General features: G+C 66.2%; 26 protein-coding genes. 1 reads left to right on the forward strand and 25 read right to left on the reverse strand.

Features of this window, described 5'->3' with window-relative positions; all coding sequences use genetic code 11:
- Positions 1-6: 6 nt before the first annotated feature.
- The 17 genes from OG210_RS21850 to OG210_RS21930 all read right to left on the reverse strand — a co-directional run bounded on the left by OG210_RS21850 (position 7) and on the right by OG210_RS21930 (position 12,831).
- Positions 7-3,174 carry a hypothetical protein gene (locus OG210_RS21850; protein WP_371538371.1) on the reverse strand — a complete coding sequence of 1,056 codons (3,168 nt, stop codon included), beginning with the start codon at positions 3,172-3,174 and terminating at the stop codon, positions 7-9.
- Positions 3,175-3,450: 276 nt separating this feature from the next.
- Positions 3,451-3,981: a hypothetical protein gene (locus OG210_RS21855; protein WP_371538373.1), complete on the reverse strand. Its 531-nt coding sequence runs from the start codon at positions 3,979-3,981 to the stop codon at positions 3,451-3,453.
- Positions 3,978-4,310: a hypothetical protein gene (locus OG210_RS21860; protein WP_371538375.1), complete on the reverse strand. Its 333-nt coding sequence runs from the start codon at positions 4,308-4,310 to the stop codon at positions 3,978-3,980. The genes OG210_RS21855 and OG210_RS21860 overlap by 4 nt, the downstream gene beginning before the upstream one ends.
- 94 nt (positions 4,311-4,404) lie before the next feature.
- Positions 4,405-4,980: a phage tail protein gene (locus OG210_RS21865; protein ID WP_371538377.1), complete on the reverse strand. Its 576-nt coding sequence runs from the start codon at positions 4,978-4,980 to the stop codon at positions 4,405-4,407.
- Between the two features lie 102 nt (positions 4,981-5,082).
- Positions 5,083-5,508 carry a hypothetical protein gene (locus OG210_RS21870; protein WP_371538379.1) on the reverse strand — a complete coding sequence of 142 codons (426 nt, stop codon included), beginning with the start codon at positions 5,506-5,508 and terminating at the stop codon, positions 5,083-5,085.
- A gap of 18 nt (positions 5,509-5,526) precedes the next feature.
- Complete coding sequence (locus OG210_RS21875; protein WP_371538381.1) at positions 5,527-5,766, reverse strand: hypothetical protein; 240 nt, start codon at positions 5,764-5,766, stop codon at positions 5,527-5,529.
- A 3-nt stretch (positions 5,767-5,769) separates the two neighbouring features.
- On the reverse strand, positions 5,770-6,054 hold the full coding sequence (locus OG210_RS21880; RefSeq protein ID WP_371538383.1) for an HK97 gp10 family phage protein: 285 nt from the start codon (positions 6,052-6,054) through the stop codon (positions 5,770-5,772).
- Positions 6,054-6,320, reverse strand: a complete 267-nt coding sequence (locus tag OG210_RS21885; protein WP_371538385.1) for a hypothetical protein — start codon at positions 6,318-6,320, stop codon at positions 6,054-6,056. The genes OG210_RS21880 and OG210_RS21885 overlap by 1 nt, the downstream gene beginning before the upstream one ends.
- A 79-nt stretch (positions 6,321-6,399) precedes the next feature.
- A complete protein-coding gene (locus OG210_RS21890; protein WP_371538387.1) occupies positions 6,400-6,789 on the reverse strand; it encodes a hypothetical protein in 390 nt (129 codons plus the stop codon).
- Between the two features lie 24 nt (positions 6,790-6,813).
- Complete coding sequence (locus tag OG210_RS21895; RefSeq protein ID WP_371538389.1) at positions 6,814-7,149, reverse strand: hypothetical protein; 336 nt, start codon at positions 7,147-7,149, stop codon at positions 6,814-6,816.
- Positions 7,149-7,364: a hypothetical protein gene (locus OG210_RS21900; protein ID WP_371538391.1), complete on the reverse strand. Its 216-nt coding sequence runs from the start codon at positions 7,362-7,364 to the stop codon at positions 7,149-7,151. Before OG210_RS21900 ends, OG210_RS21895 begins: the two co-directional genes overlap by 1 nt.
- A gap of 3 nt (positions 7,365-7,367) precedes the next feature.
- Positions 7,368-7,745 carry a hypothetical protein gene (locus OG210_RS21905; protein WP_371538393.1) on the reverse strand — a complete coding sequence of 126 codons (378 nt, stop codon included), beginning with the start codon at positions 7,743-7,745 and terminating at the stop codon, positions 7,368-7,370.
- Between the two features lie 35 nt (positions 7,746-7,780).
- Entirely contained in the window at positions 7,781-8,608 is an 828-nt protein-coding gene (locus OG210_RS21910; RefSeq protein WP_371538395.1) for a P22 phage major capsid protein family protein, read from the reverse strand.
- Positions 8,609-8,711: 103 nt separating this feature from the next.
- Positions 8,712-9,488 (reverse strand): hypothetical protein, encoded by a 777-nt coding sequence (locus OG210_RS21915; protein WP_371538397.1) that lies wholly within the window; start codon positions 9,486-9,488, stop codon positions 8,712-8,714.
- 4 nt (positions 9,489-9,492) lie between these two features.
- Positions 9,493-11,052: a phage portal protein gene (locus OG210_RS21920; RefSeq protein ID WP_371538399.1), complete on the reverse strand. Its 1,560-nt coding sequence runs from the start codon at positions 11,050-11,052 to the stop codon at positions 9,493-9,495.
- Positions 11,053-11,072: 20 nt separating this feature from the next.
- A complete protein-coding gene (locus OG210_RS21925; protein ID WP_371538401.1) occupies positions 11,073-12,347 on the reverse strand; it encodes a PBSX family phage terminase large subunit in 1,275 nt (424 codons plus the stop codon).
- Entirely contained in the window at positions 12,319-12,831 is a 513-nt protein-coding gene (locus OG210_RS21930; RefSeq protein ID WP_371538403.1) for a hypothetical protein, read from the reverse strand. Before OG210_RS21930 ends, OG210_RS21925 begins: the two co-directional genes overlap by 29 nt.
- Before the next feature lie 150 nt (positions 12,832-12,981).
- Between OG210_RS21930 and OG210_RS21935 the strand changes: the two genes are divergently transcribed.
- The gene (locus tag OG210_RS21935; protein WP_371538405.1) at positions 12,982-13,350 is read left to right on the forward strand and encodes a hypothetical protein; all 369 of its coding nucleotides are present in this window, start codon (positions 12,982-12,984) and stop codon (positions 13,348-13,350) included.
- A 52-nt stretch (positions 13,351-13,402) separates the two neighbouring features.
- On the opposite strand, the gene OG210_RS21940 is transcribed toward OG210_RS21935, so the two are convergent.
- From OG210_RS21940 to OG210_RS21975, 8 genes are all read right to left on the reverse strand, one after another.
- Complete coding sequence (locus tag OG210_RS21940) at positions 13,403-13,609, reverse strand: helix-turn-helix domain-containing protein (RefSeq protein WP_371538407.1); 207 nt, start codon at positions 13,607-13,609, stop codon at positions 13,403-13,405.
- Positions 13,610-13,741: 132 nt separating this feature from the next.
- A complete protein-coding gene (locus tag OG210_RS21945) occupies positions 13,742-14,248 on the reverse strand; it encodes a hypothetical protein (RefSeq protein WP_371538409.1) in 507 nt (168 codons plus the stop codon).
- A gap of 99 nt (positions 14,249-14,347) precedes the next feature.
- The gene (locus tag OG210_RS21950) at positions 14,348-15,022 is read right to left on the reverse strand and encodes a hypothetical protein (protein ID WP_371538411.1); all 675 of its coding nucleotides are present in this window, start codon (positions 15,020-15,022) and stop codon (positions 14,348-14,350) included.
- 123 nt (positions 15,023-15,145) lie between these two features.
- Positions 15,146-15,805 (reverse strand): hypothetical protein, encoded by a 660-nt coding sequence (locus OG210_RS21955; RefSeq protein ID WP_371538413.1) that lies wholly within the window; start codon positions 15,803-15,805, stop codon positions 15,146-15,148.
- Positions 15,806-15,988: 183 nt separating this feature from the next.
- Positions 15,989-16,720 carry a hypothetical protein gene (locus tag OG210_RS21960; RefSeq protein WP_371538414.1) on the reverse strand — a complete coding sequence of 244 codons (732 nt, stop codon included), beginning with the start codon at positions 16,718-16,720 and terminating at the stop codon, positions 15,989-15,991.
- A 106-nt stretch (positions 16,721-16,826) separates the two neighbouring features.
- Complete coding sequence (locus OG210_RS21965) at positions 16,827-17,075, reverse strand: hypothetical protein (RefSeq protein ID WP_371538416.1); 249 nt, start codon at positions 17,073-17,075, stop codon at positions 16,827-16,829.
- Positions 17,072-17,332, reverse strand: coding sequence for a helix-turn-helix domain-containing protein (locus OG210_RS21970; protein WP_371538418.1), 261 nt, complete (start codon positions 17,330-17,332; stop codon positions 17,072-17,074). The genes OG210_RS21965 and OG210_RS21970 overlap by 4 nt, the downstream gene beginning before the upstream one ends.
- Positions 17,332-18,210, reverse strand: a complete 879-nt coding sequence (locus OG210_RS21975) for a hypothetical protein (protein ID WP_371538420.1) — start codon at positions 18,208-18,210, stop codon at positions 17,332-17,334. Before OG210_RS21975 ends, OG210_RS21970 begins: the two co-directional genes overlap by 1 nt.
- Between the last annotated feature and the right edge of the window lie 325 nt (positions 18,211-18,535).

Consider the following 18,535-nt stretch of genomic DNA (forward strand, 5'->3'; position numbering starts at 1 on the left):
GTTCGATCAGAGGGCGATCTGTGGTCCGTACAGCGCGGTGTAGTCGCGCATGACGTCCATGACTGCCTTCTTGGTGGGCTTGTCGCTCGTGGTCGCGTGCAGGTGGACGTCCCGAACCTGCTGAGTCCGGGCTGAGATGTCGGAGCCCATACCGCTCTGTGTAGCCATGGCCATCCGGTTCGAGCTGGAGACAACGGCCGCATGGGTCGCGTCCATGCCCATGACCAGGCCCTCGCCGACGTGCTGTCCGATCTCGGCCATTACGCGGGACGGAGACTTGATCTTCAGGGCCTTCTTGATGGACGACTGGATCGCTCTGGCCAGGGAGGACATTGAGTCCTCGATGGACTTCTGCTGGGCCTTGAGCCCGGTCAGGAACCCCTTGCCCGCCTGGCTACCCGCGTCGTACATGATGTCCGCTGCCGAGTTGCCGTACGACGAACTGGCCTTGGCGATCTGCGCCTGGGTGCTGTTCAGCGCCTTGAGCGTGCCCGGAGTCGCCTTCACCAGAGCGGCAGCGTAGGCCGCTCCACCATCCGGGCCGGCTGAGATGAGCTGGCCGATCAGGTCCTTCGACAGACCCATCTTGGCGAGCTTGCCCACGTTTGCCGAGAAGGCGTTGAGCTGGCCCAGCCGGACCTTCAGGCCCGAGAGGATGCCCCCGGCGTCGAAGGTGTTCCCGCCGTTCGGCAGGGCGGTCATCGACGTAAAGGACAGCCCAGCGGCCTTCTGGTCCGTGGCCATCTGCTGGCCCGCAGCGATGGCCGCCGCTGCCTTGTCCCGCTTGGCGGCCAGGTCCAGCAGCTTCGCCGTCTGCTTACTGAGCATCCCCGCGAGGCGGTTGTCCGTGGACCCACTGAACGTGTCCCAGATCGACTTGGCCAGAGACGCCGATGCCGCCTTGATCTCAGCGCTGGACCCGGTGAGTCCCTTGATCAGACCAGCGCCGATGTTCTTGGCGAGCGCCACCATCTTCTTCGAGGGGCTAGCGATCTGGAGTTCCTTCCGGACACCCGCCTCTACGGCAGCCGCCATGACCACGGCGGCACCGTTGACCTTCGACGAGCTGTCCTTCATGCCGTTCGCCAGGCCGCTGGCGACTTCCGCGCCCGCGAGACCACCAGACGACAAACGGCCCAGGTTGAGCGTTCCCGAGTTCACCGCGTTGAGGAACCCGAGCCCGTACTTGGCGACGGACTTCGCCTTGACGACGTACTCGTTGTTCGACAGGCGGGTCAGGATTGAGTCGGATGTTTCGGTGCCCGGCCCGCTGACAGGCCCGCCACCGGGGAAGCCAACTACGCCGCCGGACGCACGGCGGACGATCCCGCCGGACGCCTTGCCGAATCCGTACCCGGAGGCGAGCGGCCCGTGAGGGGCCTGGTTGCCCTGCCGGTAGAAGGTGGTGGCAGTGATGGTCACGGACTTGCCGGTCACGCTGGCGATGGCCCGCTTGGCGGCGGCGACCTTCGCTTGCAGGTCGCTGATTGTGGCGCGCAGTGCGGCCTGTTTGCTGGCCGGTACCGTTTTCAGCTTCGCTTTGGCCGTCTCGATCTGGGACTGCCAGCTGTTGATGTTCATCTGGAGCTTGTTGTTCTGCAACTTCGGCAGAACGCCAGCGGCGAACGAGCGGGTCTTGGCCTCGGCGGCGCTCAGTCCGCTGATGTACCCAGACTTGAACTTGGCGAACGCGGAGTCGGCGCCCTTGAGCTTGGAGCCGATACCCGGAATCCATCCAAATGCGACGGCTGCGGCGTGCAGGACCCCACCCAGCGCCGTGACCATGCCGCCCGTGGTGAGTCGGAACACCGCGATCAGATTCGGCAGGTTCGCCACGGCGCTGCTCACCATGCCGATGACAGAGGCCCCGAAGACGCGGGCCATCTCCTGGATGCGGCCCTTGTTCGCGCTGATGTCGTTCCCGAGCCGCTGCAACGGGCCCTTGGCCTGGTCGAACGTCGAGAACGCGGGAACCAGCGCCGTGAAGATCGCCGACGCGGTGTCCTTCACCGTGGGGCCGATGATGGACAGAATCGACGTGACGTCCTTGATCCCGTAGCTCAAGTCCTTGAAGACGGGGCCCAGCCACTTCACCGCGCCGCCCAGCCCATCCAGCAGGACAGCTGTCGCCTTGCCGGAGAAGTCCATCAGCTGGCCCAGGAGCGGGCCGAAGGTACGGGCGAAGGCACCAGAAAACCGGCCGAGGGCGGGCAGGACGTGGTTGAGCGCACTGAAGATCCCGTCAAGGAATTTCGAGCTGCCGGAGATCCCGGACTGCAATCCCTTGAACATGCCGGGCAGCCCTTTGCCCAGCAGCCCGGAGATCCCAGAAGAGAACGCCTTGAGGGTCGGGCCGGAGGCAGCGCCGAAGTCGAGCAGCGACTTCACGAACGGGCCCATGGAACCTGTCAGTTCACGTACGAAGCCGTTGCCGAGCTTGAGAGTGGTGGCGAAGTCCTTCTGGAATCCGGAGTCCTTCATCATCTTGCCGACGCCCTGGGCCGCATCACCGAAGGTCTTGCCCATCTCGGTCATGCCCTTACCGAGGATCTTCACGACGGGTCCGGCCTGCTTCACCGCGTAGGTGAAGCCGGGCAGCATCGCCTTCTGAACCTCACGCCCGATAGGCGCGAACTCCTTCTTCAGGCCGACAATGGCCTCCGTGAACGTGCGCTGCTCAGGGCCGAGCTTCTTCAGCGCCTCTTGGTACTTCTTCTGGTCCCCGCCAGCGAGGGCCAGCGCACCACCGACGCCCTTGAACGCGAGCGCCATCGTGCCCGCGCCCAGAGCGACACCGGCCATCATTGGGACCAGCGCACCGAGGGCGGGCGCCAGTGCCAGACCGGCGGCTGCTCCAGTGGCGAGGAGATACGGGTTTGTGCCACCGGAGGCAGCAGCCCCAGCCGCAGACGTGGCACCGCCAGAGCCGCCTGGGCTCGTCAGGCGAGGGTTCGGGTCGTCCCTACGAACGTTGATCGTGAGGGTCTGTGTGCGGGTCAGGTCCGCGATCTGAGCCCGGTATGCGGCCAGGGCCGCCATATCGAGGTGCAGGGATACCGGGAGCATGACCTCCCTGGTGAGGCGTGCCAGGCGGGCCCGAAAGTCCGCGACCGACGTCTCGTCAAGGGACAGTTTGACCTTCACCTCGGGCAGGTTGCGAAGACTCGCGTCCATCTCCGCGCGCAGAGACCTCGCGAAGCCCCGACCGACGGATCGGCCTGAGCCGGCCGCCTGAACCTCTGCCCGGTCCAGCGCTCGACTCAGGCCCGTGTTGATCCCGGAGAAGTCGAGTGCCCGGGTCATGGACCGGGAGAGGCTCTCTCCCAGCTTCCGACCCAGGCGATCTGCCATGGGCGTCAGGGCAGCGTCCGCTTGGGCGGCGAAGCCCGAGGTGTCCGGGACGATGCTCGCTTCGACACGGCCGACGTTGGTGGCCATCGCCCCTCCGATTCAGTTGTCGGGCGGGGCCGGGTCTTCACCGCCAGGAGACCGCTGTCGCTCAGCGGCCAACCGTTGGTGCTCCGCGCGCACAGCCGCCAGCTTGTTGAGGTACTCGGTGTTCTGAGAGCCGGGCTTCATGGCCTCGTGGAATTTGCGGGCCCGTTCGGCTCGTGCCACGGCAAGTTCCCGATCCGCCTCGATCTGTTCGGGGAGACGGAGGTCCGGGTGCGGCCACGGAGGAAGGTCGGGCGCCGGGCCCTGGAGTTGCCCGGCAATCCAGGCGATACGGGACTGGAACTGCAAGAGGGCGAGGATCTCCCTCAGCAGGTAGTCGCTTTCGGTCCATCGACGATGCCCGTGGTCGCCTGCCATGGCGGACTTGGTCATCGAGTCGTACGGGAGGCCGAGGTAGAACTCCCACAGCTCCAGCCACGTCATGGTCCCGGCGCCGGACTCGTTCCGGTGGAACTCGTTGAGGGACCGCCCAGGGAAGTACCGGACGATGTCCGCTCGCAGTTCGGAAGGGTGCTCCTCGATCACTCCGAGGAGCTGGTCGATTCCCCCGGGCTCACACCCGAGTCCTCCTGGAGCTGCTCGAAGATGTTGACCAGCTCACCGACAGTGAGCCCCAGCTCGAACAGCCGCTCCGTCTTCTCCTTGCCCAGCAGGATCTCCGTCTGGGCGATCAGGTCGCTCTCGTCATCCAGAGCCTTGATCTTCTTGTACACGGAGACGGGGAGCCAGTTGAACGTCGGGAAGACGAACTTCTCGTCCTCCAGCATCACTTCCAGCTCCTTGATGCCCTCGGCCTCCAGGCGCTGGGCGCGGAGGGTCTCCAGCTTGATGCGCTTGCGGTTGGGTTGAGTCATGGCGGTGCTCCAGCTTCTCGCGGATCTTTCGCGGGTCAGGCACTGGCCGGGGAGCAGACCCGCGAAGGGCTCCCCGGCCAGTGGATTGAGGCGGTCAGGCCGGGAGAGCGACCTTGCCGAGCATGTAATTGATGGGGCTGACGCCGGACGCCGCCTCCAAGGCGGTGAAGGTCAGGTCGTAGCTGACGGTCTGGTCCGCCTTGTAGACGATGTCGCCCTTCGCGGTGACCTCAGCGCTGACGACGACGATCCGCTTCGGGTAGTCACCGTCGATCACGTCCATGCCGAGCATGTAGTACATCGACTCCGGGTTCTCCGGCTCGTTCCAGCTGATGTACTGGGTGTCGGCGCTACCGGACGAGGTCATGTCTGCGATGTCCACGCCGTAGAAGAGCGACACCGTGTGCGCACTCGTCTGCTGCGTGACGATCTTGAAGGTGTTGGTCCGGCTGGTGATCGCGGTCCGGACGGGGCGCTTCCTGCCCCATGCCTTGAAGTCCTGGCGCTCCTCGTTCAGGGCCTCGGTGAGGCCGTCCTCAGTGCAGAAGCCGAGGTCGATCCAGCCATCACCCCAGGGTGTGTACGGGTCGGTGGGAGCGGTGGTGCCGACCGGGGCCACGTAGACCGCGCCCTCGACGCCAACCCGCACCTGCGTGGTATCAGCAGACATGGATTTCTTCTCCTGTGGTTGCCGCCATCACGAAGACGGGCAGGGCCAGTTCCGTTCGAGGCGGGAATGCTGTTGGGCCGATTTGGCCCACGGCGTCGCGGGTCAGATGGGTCGAACGCGGAGGCCGACGAGCAGGCCGATCCGCGTGATGTTGGTATTGGGCTCCTCCGGGCGAACCGCAGGGCCCGTCTCCTCCCAGGTGCGCAGCACGAAGCCGCCGTCCCGGGAGGTGCCGTGCATCTGCTCGAAGGCGGCACGGACTTGAGCAACCGCGTCAGTGGCGGCCACACGGTCTGAGGCGTAGACGTCCAGGGAGATCCGGGCCTCGTCGTGGAGGCTCAGGCCCTGGAAGGTCCGGGTGACGCGTACGCCCCCGATGCGGTTGACCCAGACGAAGGGGAGCGCCTCGGTGAAGGCGTCTCCGTCCGGCCGCACAGTGGAGGCTTCGTACCCGAGCACTTCGAGCAGTTGGTTCACGACCATCTGCTCCGTGTCCGGGAAGACCAGAGAGGTCAGAGGAAGGGTCACCGCGGCCTCCTGGTCCTGCTAATCGGCCGGGGTCTTGCTCCGGCGCTTGGTGGACTCCTGCGGGGCCTCAGTGGGCTTCTGCGGGGCTTCGGCGGGCTGGGCGACCTTGGGGAGCCGACCGAGCCTCAGCACGGGTTCAGCACCCTCCAGGTGACCGATGCCGCACTCGACGAGATTCCGGACCTCGTCGTCGCGAACCTCGACCACGTCACCAGGCCGATGGCCCTTGTACGGGAAGGCGAGCTTCAGGTTGGCCATGGATCAATCCCTTGCGGCATCGAGTGCGGTAGCGATGGTGTGGTGAGCGTCCGTGTCCCGTGTGCCGAGCTCGACGTACACGGAGTAGTCGAGGTCGGAGACCACCTGGACCGAGCCGGCCGGGCCGTCCTCGGCATGGATGGAGTCCCTGAAGCAGCCGGACCGCACAGGAGCGATGGCCTGGGCCGCGTCCACCACACGATCGGCCCGCTCGTGGAGGTCACGCTGAACGAAGTCCTCATGGACCAGGGCCGCGATGGCCGCGTGGTCGGGCTTGAAGGAACCCATCAGCCGGTGACCTCCCGCAGCAGGACATTGAGGTGGCTCAGGGCCGCCAGGGGCCCAGCACCCTGCTCTCGTCCCGGTCGGCCGTTGACCTCGTACGTGATGCCGTCGATTTCCACGCGGTCGTACTCGCTCACCGCCGCCTCGGGCGGGAAGAAGCACTGGCGCTCGGTGGTGACCTGGTCGCCCTGCTGCGTGATCTCCACGGAGCTGAGCGGCTGAAGCATCGCGTCGTAGGTCTGGCGGTCGGCCGAGGACCAGTCGCACACACGGTTGTTCTGTCGGTCACGGGTCGGCTCTGGCCTCGTCAGGACGGTGGCCCTCACATTGCTCATGAGGAGCACGCGGTCACCCCCAGACGATCGGATTGATCGGCAGGAGCCCCGAGGTCTGAAGCAGGGCGAGCATGTCCGGCGAGATCCGAGGAGTTCCGCCCCCGACCAGCGACAGCGCCCTGAAGACTCTCTGGTTGCCGACGTGCATCTGGTTGACGTTCGCGTTGGCGCCCGTCTCGTCACCGAGGGCCGAGATGTAGTGGGCCTGGATGCAGACGGCCTCCCTGAACACAGCCGCGAGGGCCGGGTCCGTAGGGAGGCCGTCCGTATCAGTCTTGTACACAGCCCCGATGAGGAGCTGGTCGAGCTTGGTGGACGCCCGGCTCAGGAGGCGGGCAGCGTTTGCCGGGACCGCATCCGGATCGAGGTAGTCAGTGAATTCCTGCACGGTGGCGTACGCCATCAATGCCTCCCTCCGGGCCTCGTGTCAGAGGGACAGGCAGGCCACTGTGACGCTCGCGACGGTGCTGAAGTCGACGAACACGGTGTCCGTGGCGCCCGGCTGCTCGTAGTCGTCGCTGAACGGACCGAAGAACTTCTCGGCCCCAGCGGCCACGGTGGCGGTCGGGGCGGTCACGGCCTGGCCCTGGACGGTGCGCCCGATCTTGAGCGTCACGGTGACCGAAGCCCCCGAGGCGTTCTTGACGTGCAGCACCTGCTTGCCGCTGCTGCGGAGCGAGACGCCCGCTGCATCCGGGGTCACGTAGGTTGCCAGCAGGCCCGTGGTGGCGAACCGCTGGGGGTTCAGCGCAGTACGCGCCATCAGGTCTTCTCCTCGGTCTTGGCCGGGGCCTTGGCGACCCGCTTGCCCCCAGAATCCTTGGAGGCCGGCTCGGGCTTGTGCTCCTCGTGAGCGGTCCCGTCCTGGTTGACCCGGACGAGCCGCCCCTCCCCGTGTGCTCGGGCGTGCTGCTCACTGAGCGGGAGATCCATCTCCCACACGTGGCCGCCCTCACCCATGAAGTACGCGGTCTCCATGGGTCAGAACCCCCGGGGGACCTTGAACACGGTGACCTTGCCCGCGTGCCCGGAGACGATGTCCAGGTTCAGCACGTTGCCCGCCTGGGCGAAGCGCGAGCTGGACAGCGGGCCGATGAAGACCACGCCGGTGGTGGCCGGGACGGAGACAGTCAGGTCGCCCTGTCCACCGCGCCAGGCCGGAGGGTTGGTCCCGCCCGCCTTGACGGTGACCACGTGGGCCGAACTGTCGGTGTTGGTCACCCGGATCAGAAGCTCCTCGGGGTGAACCGAAGCCAGGCTGATCGAGTGGCTGTTGGTTGCGTCGATGGTGGTACCGGCCGGGTCCGCGAGAGACCCGTTGCCCACCAGGTTGGAGATCGGCACAGCAATACGCGCCATGGTGATTACCTCTCAGGGGTTGGTGACGCGGGGCGTCAGGACTTGGAAGCGGTGAGCACGGCCATGGCGTCCGGGCGGATCACCTTGGCGCCGTACAGGTGCAGGCCACGGACCGCCGAAGCGAACGTGTTCTGGAGACGCAGGGTCTCCATCTCGGTGACCTGGTCGGCGAAGGAGATGGCGTCCTTGACACCCGCCGTCACCGCGTAGTCGTCGCCGGAGATGATCGGCACAGCGTTCGACATGAGGATGTCGAAGCCCGCCGCACGTCCGACCTGGCCGTTGAGGAGCGGGGCGGTAGAGCCGGACTTCTCAGCGTTGATGAAGTTCGCGCTCTTCAGGAGCCAGCCGTGGTACCAGCTCGGAACGACGACGTACCGGCCCTCGGCCTGGACATTGCACTCGTCCAGCCGGACCTTGAGGTCGACCAGTGCGTTGTAGGCCGCGTCGCCGCTGGTGATTGCGGTGGAGGCGAGGACGTTCGCGGACTGGACCTGTGTGTAGAACCCAGCCACGTACGAGTCGACCTTCTCGGCCATGCGCCATGCGGCGTTCTTGGTACGAGCGGGCATCTCGTCGCCCGCCTGGGCCTTCTCGATGTCGTCGACCTTGAAGGCGAAGTAGTCCGACTGGTCGACCTTGAGGTTCATCTCCGCGTCGGGGAGGTCCTCGTAGGTGATGGAGTCGCCCTGGTTGTACGTCTGGACGGTGACGTCACCGAGCATCTTGATGTGGACGGTGTCGCCCACCTTCTTGATCTCGCCCTCGTAGTCGTGGTTCACGACCTGCGGGCCTGCGTACACCAGGGACTTGCGGAGAGAGACGAGGGCCTGAGCGGCCCACACCTCGGGCTTGAAGACCATGAGTTCTCCATGTGGTCTCAGAGGGGGATGGACGTGGCCTGTGCACCTCGTGCGTCAGCCGGGAGTGACGAGGCCAGGTCCGGTGTGGGCCCTGTGCGTCTCGTCAGGAAGCGAGGTAGTCCTTCAGGAGGCCGTCCTCCTGGGCCTTGACCAGCGCCTCCGGGTTGCTCTTGGCGAGCTTGTCGACCTCGGCAGCGGTGAGCTGGCGCTTGCCGCCCGTGCCGCCTGCCATGTCGACGCCGCCCTTGAAGGGCACCGGGGGAGCGGTCTGGGCCTTCAGCCGGGAGTTGGACTCCACGGCCTTCTTGATGGCGCTCTCGACGTTGGCCGCGAAGGTGTCGGCCGATGGGTCGAGCTTGCCGATGGCCTTCGAGAACGAGGCCGAGTCGAGCAGGGCCTCAGGATCGGCTCCGTGCTTGCCAGCCGTCTGGAAGACCGCCAGCTTCACGGTGGCCTCACGAGCCGTCTGGTCGCTCTCCTGGGCCTTCCGGGCGATCTGCTCAGGCGTCAGTGCCTGCTTCTGGTCGCCACCGAACAGCTTGGTGAAGCCGTCCATGAAGCCGGAGAACTTGGTCTCCAGCTCCGTGCGCTTGGTCTTCTCCTCGCCCACCTCAGTGCGGAGGTTCTCGATCAGGCGCGCGGCCTTGGCAGGGTCGTACTCGCCCTCGAACTTCGGGGCCTTGCCGGTGCCGCTGTCACCCTGACCCTGTGCGTCGGCCTGCTGACCGTTCGGGGGCTGTGCGGGGCTCTGGGTCTCCGGGGCCTTGCCCGTGTCTCCTGCGCCCTGCTGCGGGTTCTGCGGTTCGGTGGGTGTCGCCATGACGTCGTCCTCCTTGTGACGCTCGTCGAAGAGCCCGGCCACGCCTTGGCGGCCGAGCATGGGGTTACTGCTGGGGGCTGACCGGCTTGGGCGTCGGAGGCACTGCCACCGGGGCCTTGTCCGGCCGTTCGGCCAAGATGCGGTCAACCTCAACCTGCACCTCGGCCTTGGTCCACGTCGGGTGCAGGGTCTGCACCCGCAGGAAGATGGACATCGCCTCGGCAGTCGCGAGCAGGGACAGCGTCTGTGCCATCTCCTGCATCGAGGGCTGGACAGAGGCGGGGAACACCACGTCGATCCCGGCCTCCGGATTGGACCGGTTGCCGAACACCTCGCGGTCGATGCCCAGGAGGGCCTGGAAGAGCTGCTGGAGGGCCGGACGCCAGTAAAGGATCTTCTGGCCCCTGGTCGTCAGTGACTGCTCCTTGCGGGCCTGGACCTCGGTAGCCGTAACGGCCGCCACATCACCCTTGCCGCCGAAGCTCTGCACCGAGTAGCCAGCGCTGGAGACGATCTGGTCGAAGAGCGCCTGGACAGTGGCCTGGTGCTCGGCGACCCGGATAGCGAACTGGTTGAGAACGAGGGCCTTGCTGTTAGGGTCGCCGATCATGCCGTCGAGACCCACGTAGACCTCGCGGTCCAGGTCGGCTCGGGCACCCTTACCGGCGCCGTCCGTCTCCAGCATCATGTTCGGGACGATGATGCGGCTCTTGGCCAGCCGGAGGTCACGCATCCAGCTCGTCCACGCCTCATCCAGCGCGTCCATGAGCGGCTCGATACCGGCGACGTCCGAGCGGCCCAGGTTCTGTGCACAACGCACGCCGCGCCAGACCCGGTTGGGCTTGACGTTGGGGACGTACGCAGCAGTGAGCCACGGCAGGTTCGTGAGCATCACGCCCTCGTCGCCGTACAGGGTCGCGAGTTCTGCGGTGCCCTCATACAGCGACAGCGGCAGGCGGTCACCCAGCTCGGTCGGCGTGCCCTGATAGAGGCCGTACGAGATCGAGCCGATCTCGTGCATCTCCAGGAGGCGGAGTGTCACGTCCTCGTCCTGCTGGAGCACAGTCCAGAACGTGACGGCCTGGAGACGGTCCCAGGACCATGACGGGACGGCCAGCTCCGGGGCGACCGGGCAGAGCCACGGGCGATCCGCCAGCGTCTGATCCCACACGACCTTCAGGAAGACGCCTCCGAGGGCCGCAGCGGTCTCCGCGGCCTCCCTCAGGGACGCGTGCATCCCGTCCGTCTGGAAGGCTTCCAGCTCCTTCTGCGTGGTGCTGTCCGTGGAGGTGAACTTCGGCATCTCGCTGAAGAGCAGGTTGGCGCTCAGTTCAGCAATGTCGGCGGCCACCGGGGCGTGCAGCTTGGTGCGCTGGGTCCCCGGCGTGAGCGGCGCTCCCCAGAAGGTCCTGGCGACCGTGGCGGGGCCAGACGCCCCCAGGGGCTTGTCGCTCTGGAAGAAGCGCTGGGACGTCGGCGTGGTCGCTGAGCCGGCCAACGAGTACACGGAGGCCAGGGCGTTGGTATCGCCGCTGTACCAGGCGGACCACTCGGTGAGCTTGCGTGCCACCGGGCCCAGCTCGGGAGGCGGCCACGGGGTCTCTCCGCCAGGGGGAAGCGGCATCGGGTCACCTCTGTTCTTGGTTAGGCGGCCAGTGACAGGCCGATCAGGTGAGCCCACTGGCTCCGTGTGGTGAATGCGCCGTAGCGGATCGCGTCCACGCTGTGGTCGTTGACCTTCAGCGGCTTGTCCTCGCCCAGGAGGGCCGCTCGGTCGTCCCAGGAGTAGCCGGGGACCTCCGAGATCAGGCCCTTGCATGAGCGGTGGATGAAGAGTTTCTTGCGCGCCAGGAGATCCGACACGAGCCGGATGCCGTCCAGGACGCTGTTGTCCGCCGAGATGGGGCTGAGTCCGTCCCGGTGGAGCTGTTCCTTGAAGGAGGCCGCAGAGGGGTCCACAGCGACGAATGGAGGCCGGACCCTGCCGTACCCCGGAACGTCTGCGAGCCATGTTCTGAGGGCCTGCGAGGTCTCGCTCTGGGTCTGCGTTCGGCGCTGCTGTCGTCCGTCGTAGCGGTATTCGCTGACCGCGTACATCCGCTTGTCATTGCCGAGCCCCAGCAGGACACCAGCCGTGGGGTTTGAGGCGCCGTAGTCGATGCCCAGGGACACCCAGCGGTGCATCTGCGGCATGAAGTCGACAACGTGGACGTCGGGGTCCCACATATCGAAGACGGCCCCCTCGGCCGCGACCCACTCACCGAGCACGAAGCGCCGGTAGTAGAGCCCTGTGTACATCGCCTTGATGTCGGCGACGTACTGAGCCGGGAGGAACGGGTTGTCGTCCACAGTGAAGTGCCAGCGGCGGACAGGTGTGCTCGGGTTGGACAGCCAGTCCCGCATCAGCCAGTGCGCGGGGTTGTCGGGGTTGGTCGTAGTGAAGAGCTTCGCGCCCTCCACGGACATGCGGCCCACGAGCTGATCGAAGAACTCCTTGGAGACGAGCGTGGCCTCATCCAGGTACGCACCCGCCAGGGTGATGCCTCGGAGCTTGCCCTCGGCCTTGGAGTCGTTGGCCCCCAGCACGTGGACCCGCCGACCCAGGATGGTCGCGTACGGGGCGTTGGCCGTGTAATGGATGTGCACCGCGTATGGCCCGGTGATCTCCGGGTCCATCAGGGGCAGGAAGAGATTGGAGAAGACCGAGCGGATGGTCTTGCCGATCATCACCAGCTCGCCCCGCTCCGGGGCTTCCGCGATGAACTTCAGCCACCGGATGAGCGAAGCCACCGTCTTGCCCGATCGGATCGAGCCCTCCCACACGTTGATGCGTGCGGTGGACTGGACGATAGAGCAGCCCTGCTTTGGGCTGAGCGGGATACCGAAGGGGTCAGTCCGTGCCGGGCTCGCGATAGTCATCCGCGCCCCCGTAGATGGCACTCAGAGCGTTCCCGAGGGATCCGAGGGCTGCCTTGGCCTTGTCGGTGTCCGATTCGGCGTCTACCTGAGCGAGCTTCAGTGCCCCGTTCAGGGCCTGCATGGCCGCTGTCGTCAAGTCCTTGGTCTCCTTGGCCGGGGGCTCAGGGACAAGCTGGGCCACGAACTGCCCAACGTGGTCGAAGCCCGTCAGCCGGTACTGGCCCTGAGCTCGATTGAGCTGTCGGTTGAAGAAGTCCATCAGGCGCTGCTGGGCCTGCTGACGCTGTTCCTTCAGATCGACCTGACGGGCCTCTACCGCTGCCCTCGTGGCAGAGCGGTCGAAGTCCAGTCCGAGGCGCCTGGCGTGGTTCGTGATGGTGCCTACGGACCAGCCCATCTGACGGGCGATGTCGTTCCTGCTGACGCTGTCACGGTGAAGCTGACGCAGGGTCTCTTCGTCCTCGGGGGAGAAGGTGCGGGACACGGCCGGCTCACCCCCTCACGTGCGTGTGGTGACGGCTGACTGGTCAGGAGCTGACGGTCGTCAGCGATGTCCGAAAGCGAGTGCTGCTTAGGAGGTACGGCGTGTGGCCGAAGCCGGTAATCTCATGATCGGACTCAGGGGGGTCAAACGATGAGCAACACAGACGCGCTCAACATGATCAAGCTGCTCGACTTCTACCGTCAGCACGGCTATCCGATGAACGGTGCGGCCTACCAGCGGATCACCAACCGCATCGCTAGCGGTGAGTATCCGGTCTACGCACCGAGCAAGAAGATCAGGTACATCACTCCGGAGGTCGGAGATCAGATCCTGAAGGAGGTTCCGCCTCCAGCGAGTGACGTGGAGGTTGCCGAGGACATGGAGTCCGGGGAGGAAACCACGCAGGCCCAAAGCAGTGAAGATGAGTTCGGGACTCAGAGTGAGCTGCGCGCTCTGCGGGATGAGATCGCAGGTCTTCGTGGGGCTGTGGTCGCGTTGACCGAGGCGATGAAGCGATAGATACGACGAAGGGCCCTGTCTGCTATCGGACGGGGCCCTTCGTCGTGCGGTCTCAGGCAGCAACCAGTGCGCGCTTCGCCTTGGTCCGGGTCGCCATCTCGGCCCTCGCGACGTCCAGATGACGGAAGAGCTTCTGGCCTCGGTGATCGAGCCCCTCGACTTTCAGATGGCCTCTGCGCACCCAGGAGTAGACCGTCACGAGGCTGACGCCACAGTGATCAGCGGCTTCCCGGGCTGTCAGCCAGAGTTCGTCCTCCATTGAAGCCCTCCCGACATGCGAAAGGCCCCGCATCTCCAGTGGAGTCGGGACCTGCGCGAGGACGTACGTGTCCTGCTGCGTTCGATTATGCAGTCGTTCGTTAGGGAAAGCAAGTACCTGTCCTGACGGGCGTCATGACGGGTGTGAAGCGTCCGGATGGTTGCGCCAAACCTCCCGGGGAAAGGGCTGTCGGCGGAGCACGGTCCCCATCACCTTCCGGATGTCTCCACACAGGGTTATGTACCTCGGAGGCCAGCCGTTTGGGTCACCGACCCACTCGACCCGAACCAGGATGTCGGCATGGCAGTCAGTGAGGAGTTCACGTACTTGTGGGTCGGAAAATCTGAGCGCTTGCTCCTCCAAAGACTGGTTCATCCGCTGAAGGTCCTCGTGCCATTGCCGACCGTCCGGGCTCCGTTCGTCTCCCACTCCTTTTTCGAACAGCTCCTGAATCGCATAGCTCAGCCGCACGCACTCGTTGGCCGCAGCCTCGGACAGCCCCAGCAGATGAATGCGCTCGGCCTCGCGGGCTGTCTTCCTCTGCTGCCAGACGACGGCCCCCGTGGAGACTGCCGCACCCACAAGGGTTCCCCCGAGACCGAACAGTGCCGCCAACGTTTCCGCCTGCATGACGGTCATCCCTCCAGGAGCCATCTTCGTAATTTCACACGGATCATCATGCCGACGGGACCAGCCCTCGTGGGGCTGATCCCGTCAAGTCCTTGATGCCTCCGGCCTTCAGGCGGGCGGCAGTTCCTTCAGCTGCGGCTCCCGCTGCTCAACTCGCAATCGGGCCTGTCGGCACGAACCGTCAGAGCAGGGAAGCCCCGCGTCTTCCAGGGCCTGACGGATGTGTCGAGTCCCCGGCCGCTTTTCACCAAGCTGTTCGTAGAGCTCCCTCACGATCTGGTCAGCCGAGGGCCTCGGGGGGCTCTCGACGGTCCTCTCCGGCTCCGTGCTGACGCGGGCTGTCACCACGTCAGGACGCGGCTCCTGTAGGGCGCTGACGGCCCTGAGGGCAGGCGGCTGGAGGGCGGTCATCGCCTTGGGCGTCGCGGGCTTCCACGGAGGAGTACCGGCCCGGATGACGTTCACCGTCAGTTCCGGCTTCGCAACGATGGCGCTCGTTCTGGCGTCGTTCCCGGCGAGGGAGTGGACCCTCCAGACCGTGATCGGGATCAAGAGGGATACAGCGGCAACCAGGGGAACGGACGCAGTGACGCTGTGCGTCGTCAGTAGGTGGGCACTGACCTGGCACCCGCCCATGACGGCCAACGACCCTGCGATGTCCCACCCTCGGCCGGCCCGCACGGAGGCGACCAGGTAGACATCGATGGCGGCTGGGAACAGCGGCGCCACAGCCGGGTGGACTCCGACCTGGAGGGCGAGCTGCCACTCCGAGTAGGCCGTCACGGCGATTCCGGCGAGGAGAGCGACCGCCAGGAGAGCTCTGTCGGTCAGGGCCAGTGGGGGCGGCCAAGGGGAAGGCCCCGCGCCCTTGGCGGACGCGGGGTTCTTACGGAGACTCACGGGCGGTCATGCCTCCACCGTCAGCTTGGCGGCCTGGCTCTGGACCAAGAGGTCATAGTCGTGCTGGTCCAGGCGGACGGCGCTGCACAGTGCACACTCGGCGGCCCAGTCCCCGGGGAAGTACCGGATGAGCGTCAGCCCCTCGCAGCTCGGGCACGTCACGCCCCTCAGCAGCTCCTTGCGGGGCTCCGTCATCGTGATCCTCTGAGAGGTCTTGAGCAGCTCCCTGAGCTCCTCCTCGAAGTCCCGCACCCACGGCTGTTCGCAGATCCAGCCGAGGTGGGCCGTCAGCAGTGCCGTCATCGCCGTCACGTGCCTCCTGACGGGCGTCAGATACCTCTCCTCGGCCACGGCCTCGCACCAAGTCTCCAGGACTGCGAGGAAGGGCACGGGGCCCGTCTGGTCCTGGGCGTCAGTGACGTTCTGACGGGCTGCCGGGCCCAGGAGGTTGAGGGTGTCCTCACGGCCCGGGAGAGGGGCGTGGAGACGCGTGGAGGACCTCCCGTCAGTGCCTCCTCCCTGTACCGGCTGACGGCTCATCGACAGGTACGTGTACTGCATCGGAAGCTGGGCGAGGACACCGCGGATCTGGCTTCGGCAACGGTCGCAGGTCTTGGTCCACTCGTTGTGCTCACCGCAGACGAGGCACGGGCGTATGGCGGTCATGGGGACTCCCATCAGGGTCAGGCGGATCAAGAGGGCGTACTAGCCCGGGGGGACCCCGTCGGGGATCCCGGGGGCCTGCTGGGAACGGCCGGCTCATTTGCCTTCCGGCCAAGGAGCACCCCGAAGGCATCAGCTCCTCGGGGTGCTCGCTCAGCGCGTTCGCCAGACGGTCATCTCGGTCATTTAGCCGAGCTCTATGTCCAGGGCCGGACCACGACGGGCCTTGCGGAGCGCCTCGTCCTCGGTCAAATCGGTGCGGAACATGTCCGCGACGCTGCGGCCGGTGGGCTGGCCGTCCGCGCTGTACGTCGGGACGTCCTGGAGCCTGTCGCCGAAGTGTTTCGCGAAGGCGTGACCGAGGGCGTCCTCGGTGTTGTCGGTGAACTCGCGGCCCCACGGGGAGCAGGACAGCAGCGACGGGAGACGGTCCGTGGAGATGAGCCAGTCCCCGGCCATCGCCAGCTGGGCTCCACAGTTCTCGGCCTTGACCTCAGGGTCGTCCATGACCAGGTCGAGCTGGAGATCGATGCAGCCGCGCATCCCGTCATAGCCGAGGAGGCCGTCCCCGCGCTCCTCGTCCGCCTGACGCTGGTCGCGGACGGCCCACTGGTACTCCTGGTCAGCCCACTCGTGGGCCTTCGAGAGGGGCCAACCCAGCTCTTCGGCGCACTCGCTGAGCAGGACGTACTTGTCGTGGTCGCTCTCGAAGTGGATGGGCACGGAACCGAAGCCTGCAAGGTCGATCCTCGTGTCCGAGACAGGCCGCAGGGGCGTGTGGCGGACGAAGGCGTCGATCTTCTTGAGCACCCGGCTGCCCTGCTCGGTGGGTCCCTCGTTGCAGAGGTGGTCATCGTGGCGGTCCAGGACGTCGCCGACGAAGCGGAGCAGGCTGGCGGTGGTCAGGTCGTAGATCATCGGGCACTCCGCTTCCAGCGGCGGATGATCGCCACGATCAGGCCGAGGCAGAGCCCGGCGGCGACGGCGTGGAGGGCCAGGTCCAGGTGGTGCCAGCAGGTCATCGTCATCGGTTCTGCTCCTGCTCGTTGAAAAGCTGGGCATCGGCCCAGAAGGCATCCAGCGCTGCGGTCTTGGCCTCGCCGTGGAGCTCCGTCAGAGAGCCGTCAGGGCGCTTCTCGTAGACCGTGACGGGCTTCGTGGTGACCGTCTCGACGATGTCGACACCGTCGATGCGCTCGCGGACCTGGACCTGCCGGACCTTCCGCGAGTCGTAGCCGACGATGTAGCGCTCCCAGGGGTCGGCGATGCTCATCGGGCCTCCTCCTTCGGGGCGATAGCGGTCCAGACACCGTCCTCGTCGCAGACCAGGCCGCGCTCGGTGAGGGCCTTGATCGCGCGGTAGACGGTGGCCTTGTCCACGCCGAGGGCGCGGACGATGGTGGCCTTGCGCTGGCCGGAGGGGCGGTTGTGCAGGTGGGCCCAGACGAGCCGGGCCACGTGCGTCAGCTCGGAGTCCCGGAGGACCTTGTCGAGCGCCGGGTCGACCGGGCGCGGTGTGTTGTTCTCCATCAGGCACCCCGCCGCATGGTGATCCGGTAGCCGTCGACAACCTCGGTGGACTCCGACGCCGTCAGGGCCAGCCGGCTCGGGCCTCGGGTGATGCTCGGGTTGTGGCGCAGGCCCTCGCTGATGAGCTGCTCGACCAGGTCCTGGATGCGATCCGGCCTGACGACGGCTCGGCCACGGAGGCGACCGTTGGCGTCCACGTACATGACCTCGGGGAGCTGGAAGAACCGGTCTCCCTTGCCCGCCTTCGGGTGGCCGTGACGGAACCCGTCCTTGGTCAGGTTCCCGAACTCGTCCTTGCGCTGGTTGCGCTGATCCAGCAAGTAGCCGTGGCTGTACAGGTGCCGGAAGAAGCGGCCCTCGGGGACGTCGCTGAAGTAGGCCTGGCGGAAGGTCTTCGGCGGGAGGCGCTTCGCCTGGGGGAGCTGACGAGGCTCGGCCTGGGGACGGACGGCCTGCTCGACGTTCAGCAGGTGCTCGCGGACCCGGCGGGCCACCTGAGACTCGGTCAGGAGCTGGCCGACGTTCAGCAGGGCGCGGCGGGTGAAGAGCCGCAGGGTTCGTACTCCGTTGAACAGGTGGTCACCCTGACCACCTGTCTCCACCTTGAAGGCCCGCAGTTCGGCACCCTGGAGGGTGTGCATCCCGTTCTGCTCCAGCTCGTCGCGATTACGACGGACGAGGCTGTGGATCGCCTGGGTGTCCACCTCGTAGTACGCGGCGGCCATCTCGGTGGTGACGTGCAGGCTGTCCGGGAGCATCGCCAGGGCCTTGACCTTGTCGAGCGCGTCCGTGCGCCCGATGGTCTGCGCCCGCATGGTCCGGGACTCCGTGAGGACCAGCTCGTTGCTGATCGGGGGCGGGGGAGCGATGGCGTGCATCGGCGTTCCCTTCGACTCAACGCACGGAGGACATCCCCGTGCGGGGGACCTCCAGCGGAGTCGATATCGCCTTGGTGGCGATGCCTTTACATTACCACCTTGCGGGGGCGGAAAACCTCTTCTCGGGGGCTCCGGGCGACAATTCGTTGACTTTATTACTTCTCTCGGACTTTCCTTGTAGGGATAGCCTCTACGGGAATTCCTGGAGTGATTCCGAGTATTGGCCAATGCGCTACACGCGTGCGTATCCTGACCCTCAGGCACGACAAAGGCCCCCGGGCTGGTAACCCGAGGGCCGTGTCAGGGATTTTAAATCCCGGTTGGT

Source organism: Streptomyces sp. NBC_00466, assembly GCF_041433995.1.
Taxonomy (GTDB): Bacteria; Actinomycetota; Actinomycetes; order Streptomycetales; family Streptomycetaceae; genus Streptomyces.

Excerpts from the sequence above, each read along its gene's own strand:
- OG210_RS21905 (WP_371538393.1), bottom strand. The coding sequence starts at position 7,745 with ATGGCGCGTATTGCTGTGCCGATCTCCAACCTGGTGGGCAACGGGTCT.
- OG210_RS21970 (WP_371538418.1), bottom strand. The coding sequence starts at position 17,332 with ATGGAGAACAACACACCGCGCCCGGTCGACCCGGCGCTCGACAAGGTC.
- OG210_RS21975 (WP_371538420.1), bottom strand. The coding sequence starts at position 18,210 with ATGCACGCCATCGCTCCCCCGCCCCCGATCAGCAACGAGCTGGTCCTC.
- OG210_RS21890 (WP_371538387.1), bottom strand. The coding sequence starts at position 6,789 with ATGGCGTACGCCACCGTGCAGGAATTCACTGACTACCTCGATCCGGAT.
- OG210_RS21935 (WP_371538405.1), top strand. The coding sequence starts at position 12,982 with ATGAGCAACACAGACGCGCTCAACATGATCAAGCTGCTCGACTTCTAC.
- OG210_RS21860 (WP_371538375.1), bottom strand. The coding sequence starts at position 4,310 with ATGACTCAACCCAACCGCAAGCGCATCAAGCTGGAGACCCTCCGCGCC.
- OG210_RS21955 (WP_371538413.1), bottom strand. The coding sequence starts at position 15,805 with ATGACCGCCATACGCCCGTGCCTCGTCTGCGGTGAGCACAACGAGTGG.
- OG210_RS21960 (WP_371538414.1), bottom strand. The coding sequence starts at position 16,720 with ATGATCTACGACCTGACCACCGCCAGCCTGCTCCGCTTCGTCGGCGAC.
- OG210_RS21895 (WP_371538389.1), bottom strand. The coding sequence starts at position 7,149 with ATGGCGCGTACTGCGCTGAACCCCCAGCGGTTCGCCACCACGGGCCTG.
- OG210_RS21925 (WP_371538401.1), bottom strand. The coding sequence starts at position 12,347 with ATGACTATCGCGAGCCCGGCACGGACTGACCCCTTCGGTATCCCGCTC.
- OG210_RS21910 (WP_371538395.1), bottom strand. The coding sequence starts at position 8,608 with ATGGTCTTCAAGCCCGAGGTGTGGGCCGCTCAGGCCCTCGTCTCTCTC.
- OG210_RS21875 (WP_371538381.1), bottom strand. The coding sequence starts at position 5,766 with ATGGCCAACCTGAAGCTCGCCTTCCCGTACAAGGGCCATCGGCCTGGT.
- OG210_RS21945 (WP_371538409.1), bottom strand. The coding sequence starts at position 14,248 with ATGACCGTCATGCAGGCGGAAACGTTGGCGGCACTGTTCGGTCTCGGG.
- OG210_RS21915 (WP_371538397.1), bottom strand. The coding sequence starts at position 9,488 with ATGCTCGGCCGCCAAGGCGTGGCCGGGCTCTTCGACGAGCGTCACAAG.
- OG210_RS21880 (WP_371538383.1), bottom strand. The coding sequence starts at position 6,054 with ATGGGTTCCTTCAAGCCCGACCACGCGGCCATCGCGGCCCTGGTCCAT.
- OG210_RS21865 (WP_371538377.1), bottom strand. The coding sequence starts at position 4,980 with ATGTCTGCTGATACCACGCAGGTGCGGGTTGGCGTCGAGGGCGCGGTC.
- OG210_RS21850 (WP_371538371.1), bottom strand. The coding sequence starts at position 3,174 with ATGGACGCGAGTCTTCGCAACCTGCCCGAGGTGAAGGTCAAACTGTCC.
- OG210_RS21940 (WP_371538407.1), bottom strand. The coding sequence starts at position 13,609 with ATGGAGGACGAACTCTGGCTGACAGCCCGGGAAGCCGCTGATCACTGT.
- OG210_RS21920 (WP_371538399.1), bottom strand. The coding sequence starts at position 11,052 with ATGCCGCTTCCCCCTGGCGGAGAGACCCCGTGGCCGCCTCCCGAGCTG.
- OG210_RS21900 (WP_371538391.1), bottom strand. The coding sequence starts at position 7,364 with ATGGAGACCGCGTACTTCATGGGTGAGGGCGGCCACGTGTGGGAGATG.
- OG210_RS21965 (WP_371538416.1), bottom strand. The coding sequence starts at position 17,075 with ATGAGCATCGCCGACCCCTGGGAGCGCTACATCGTCGGCTACGACTCG.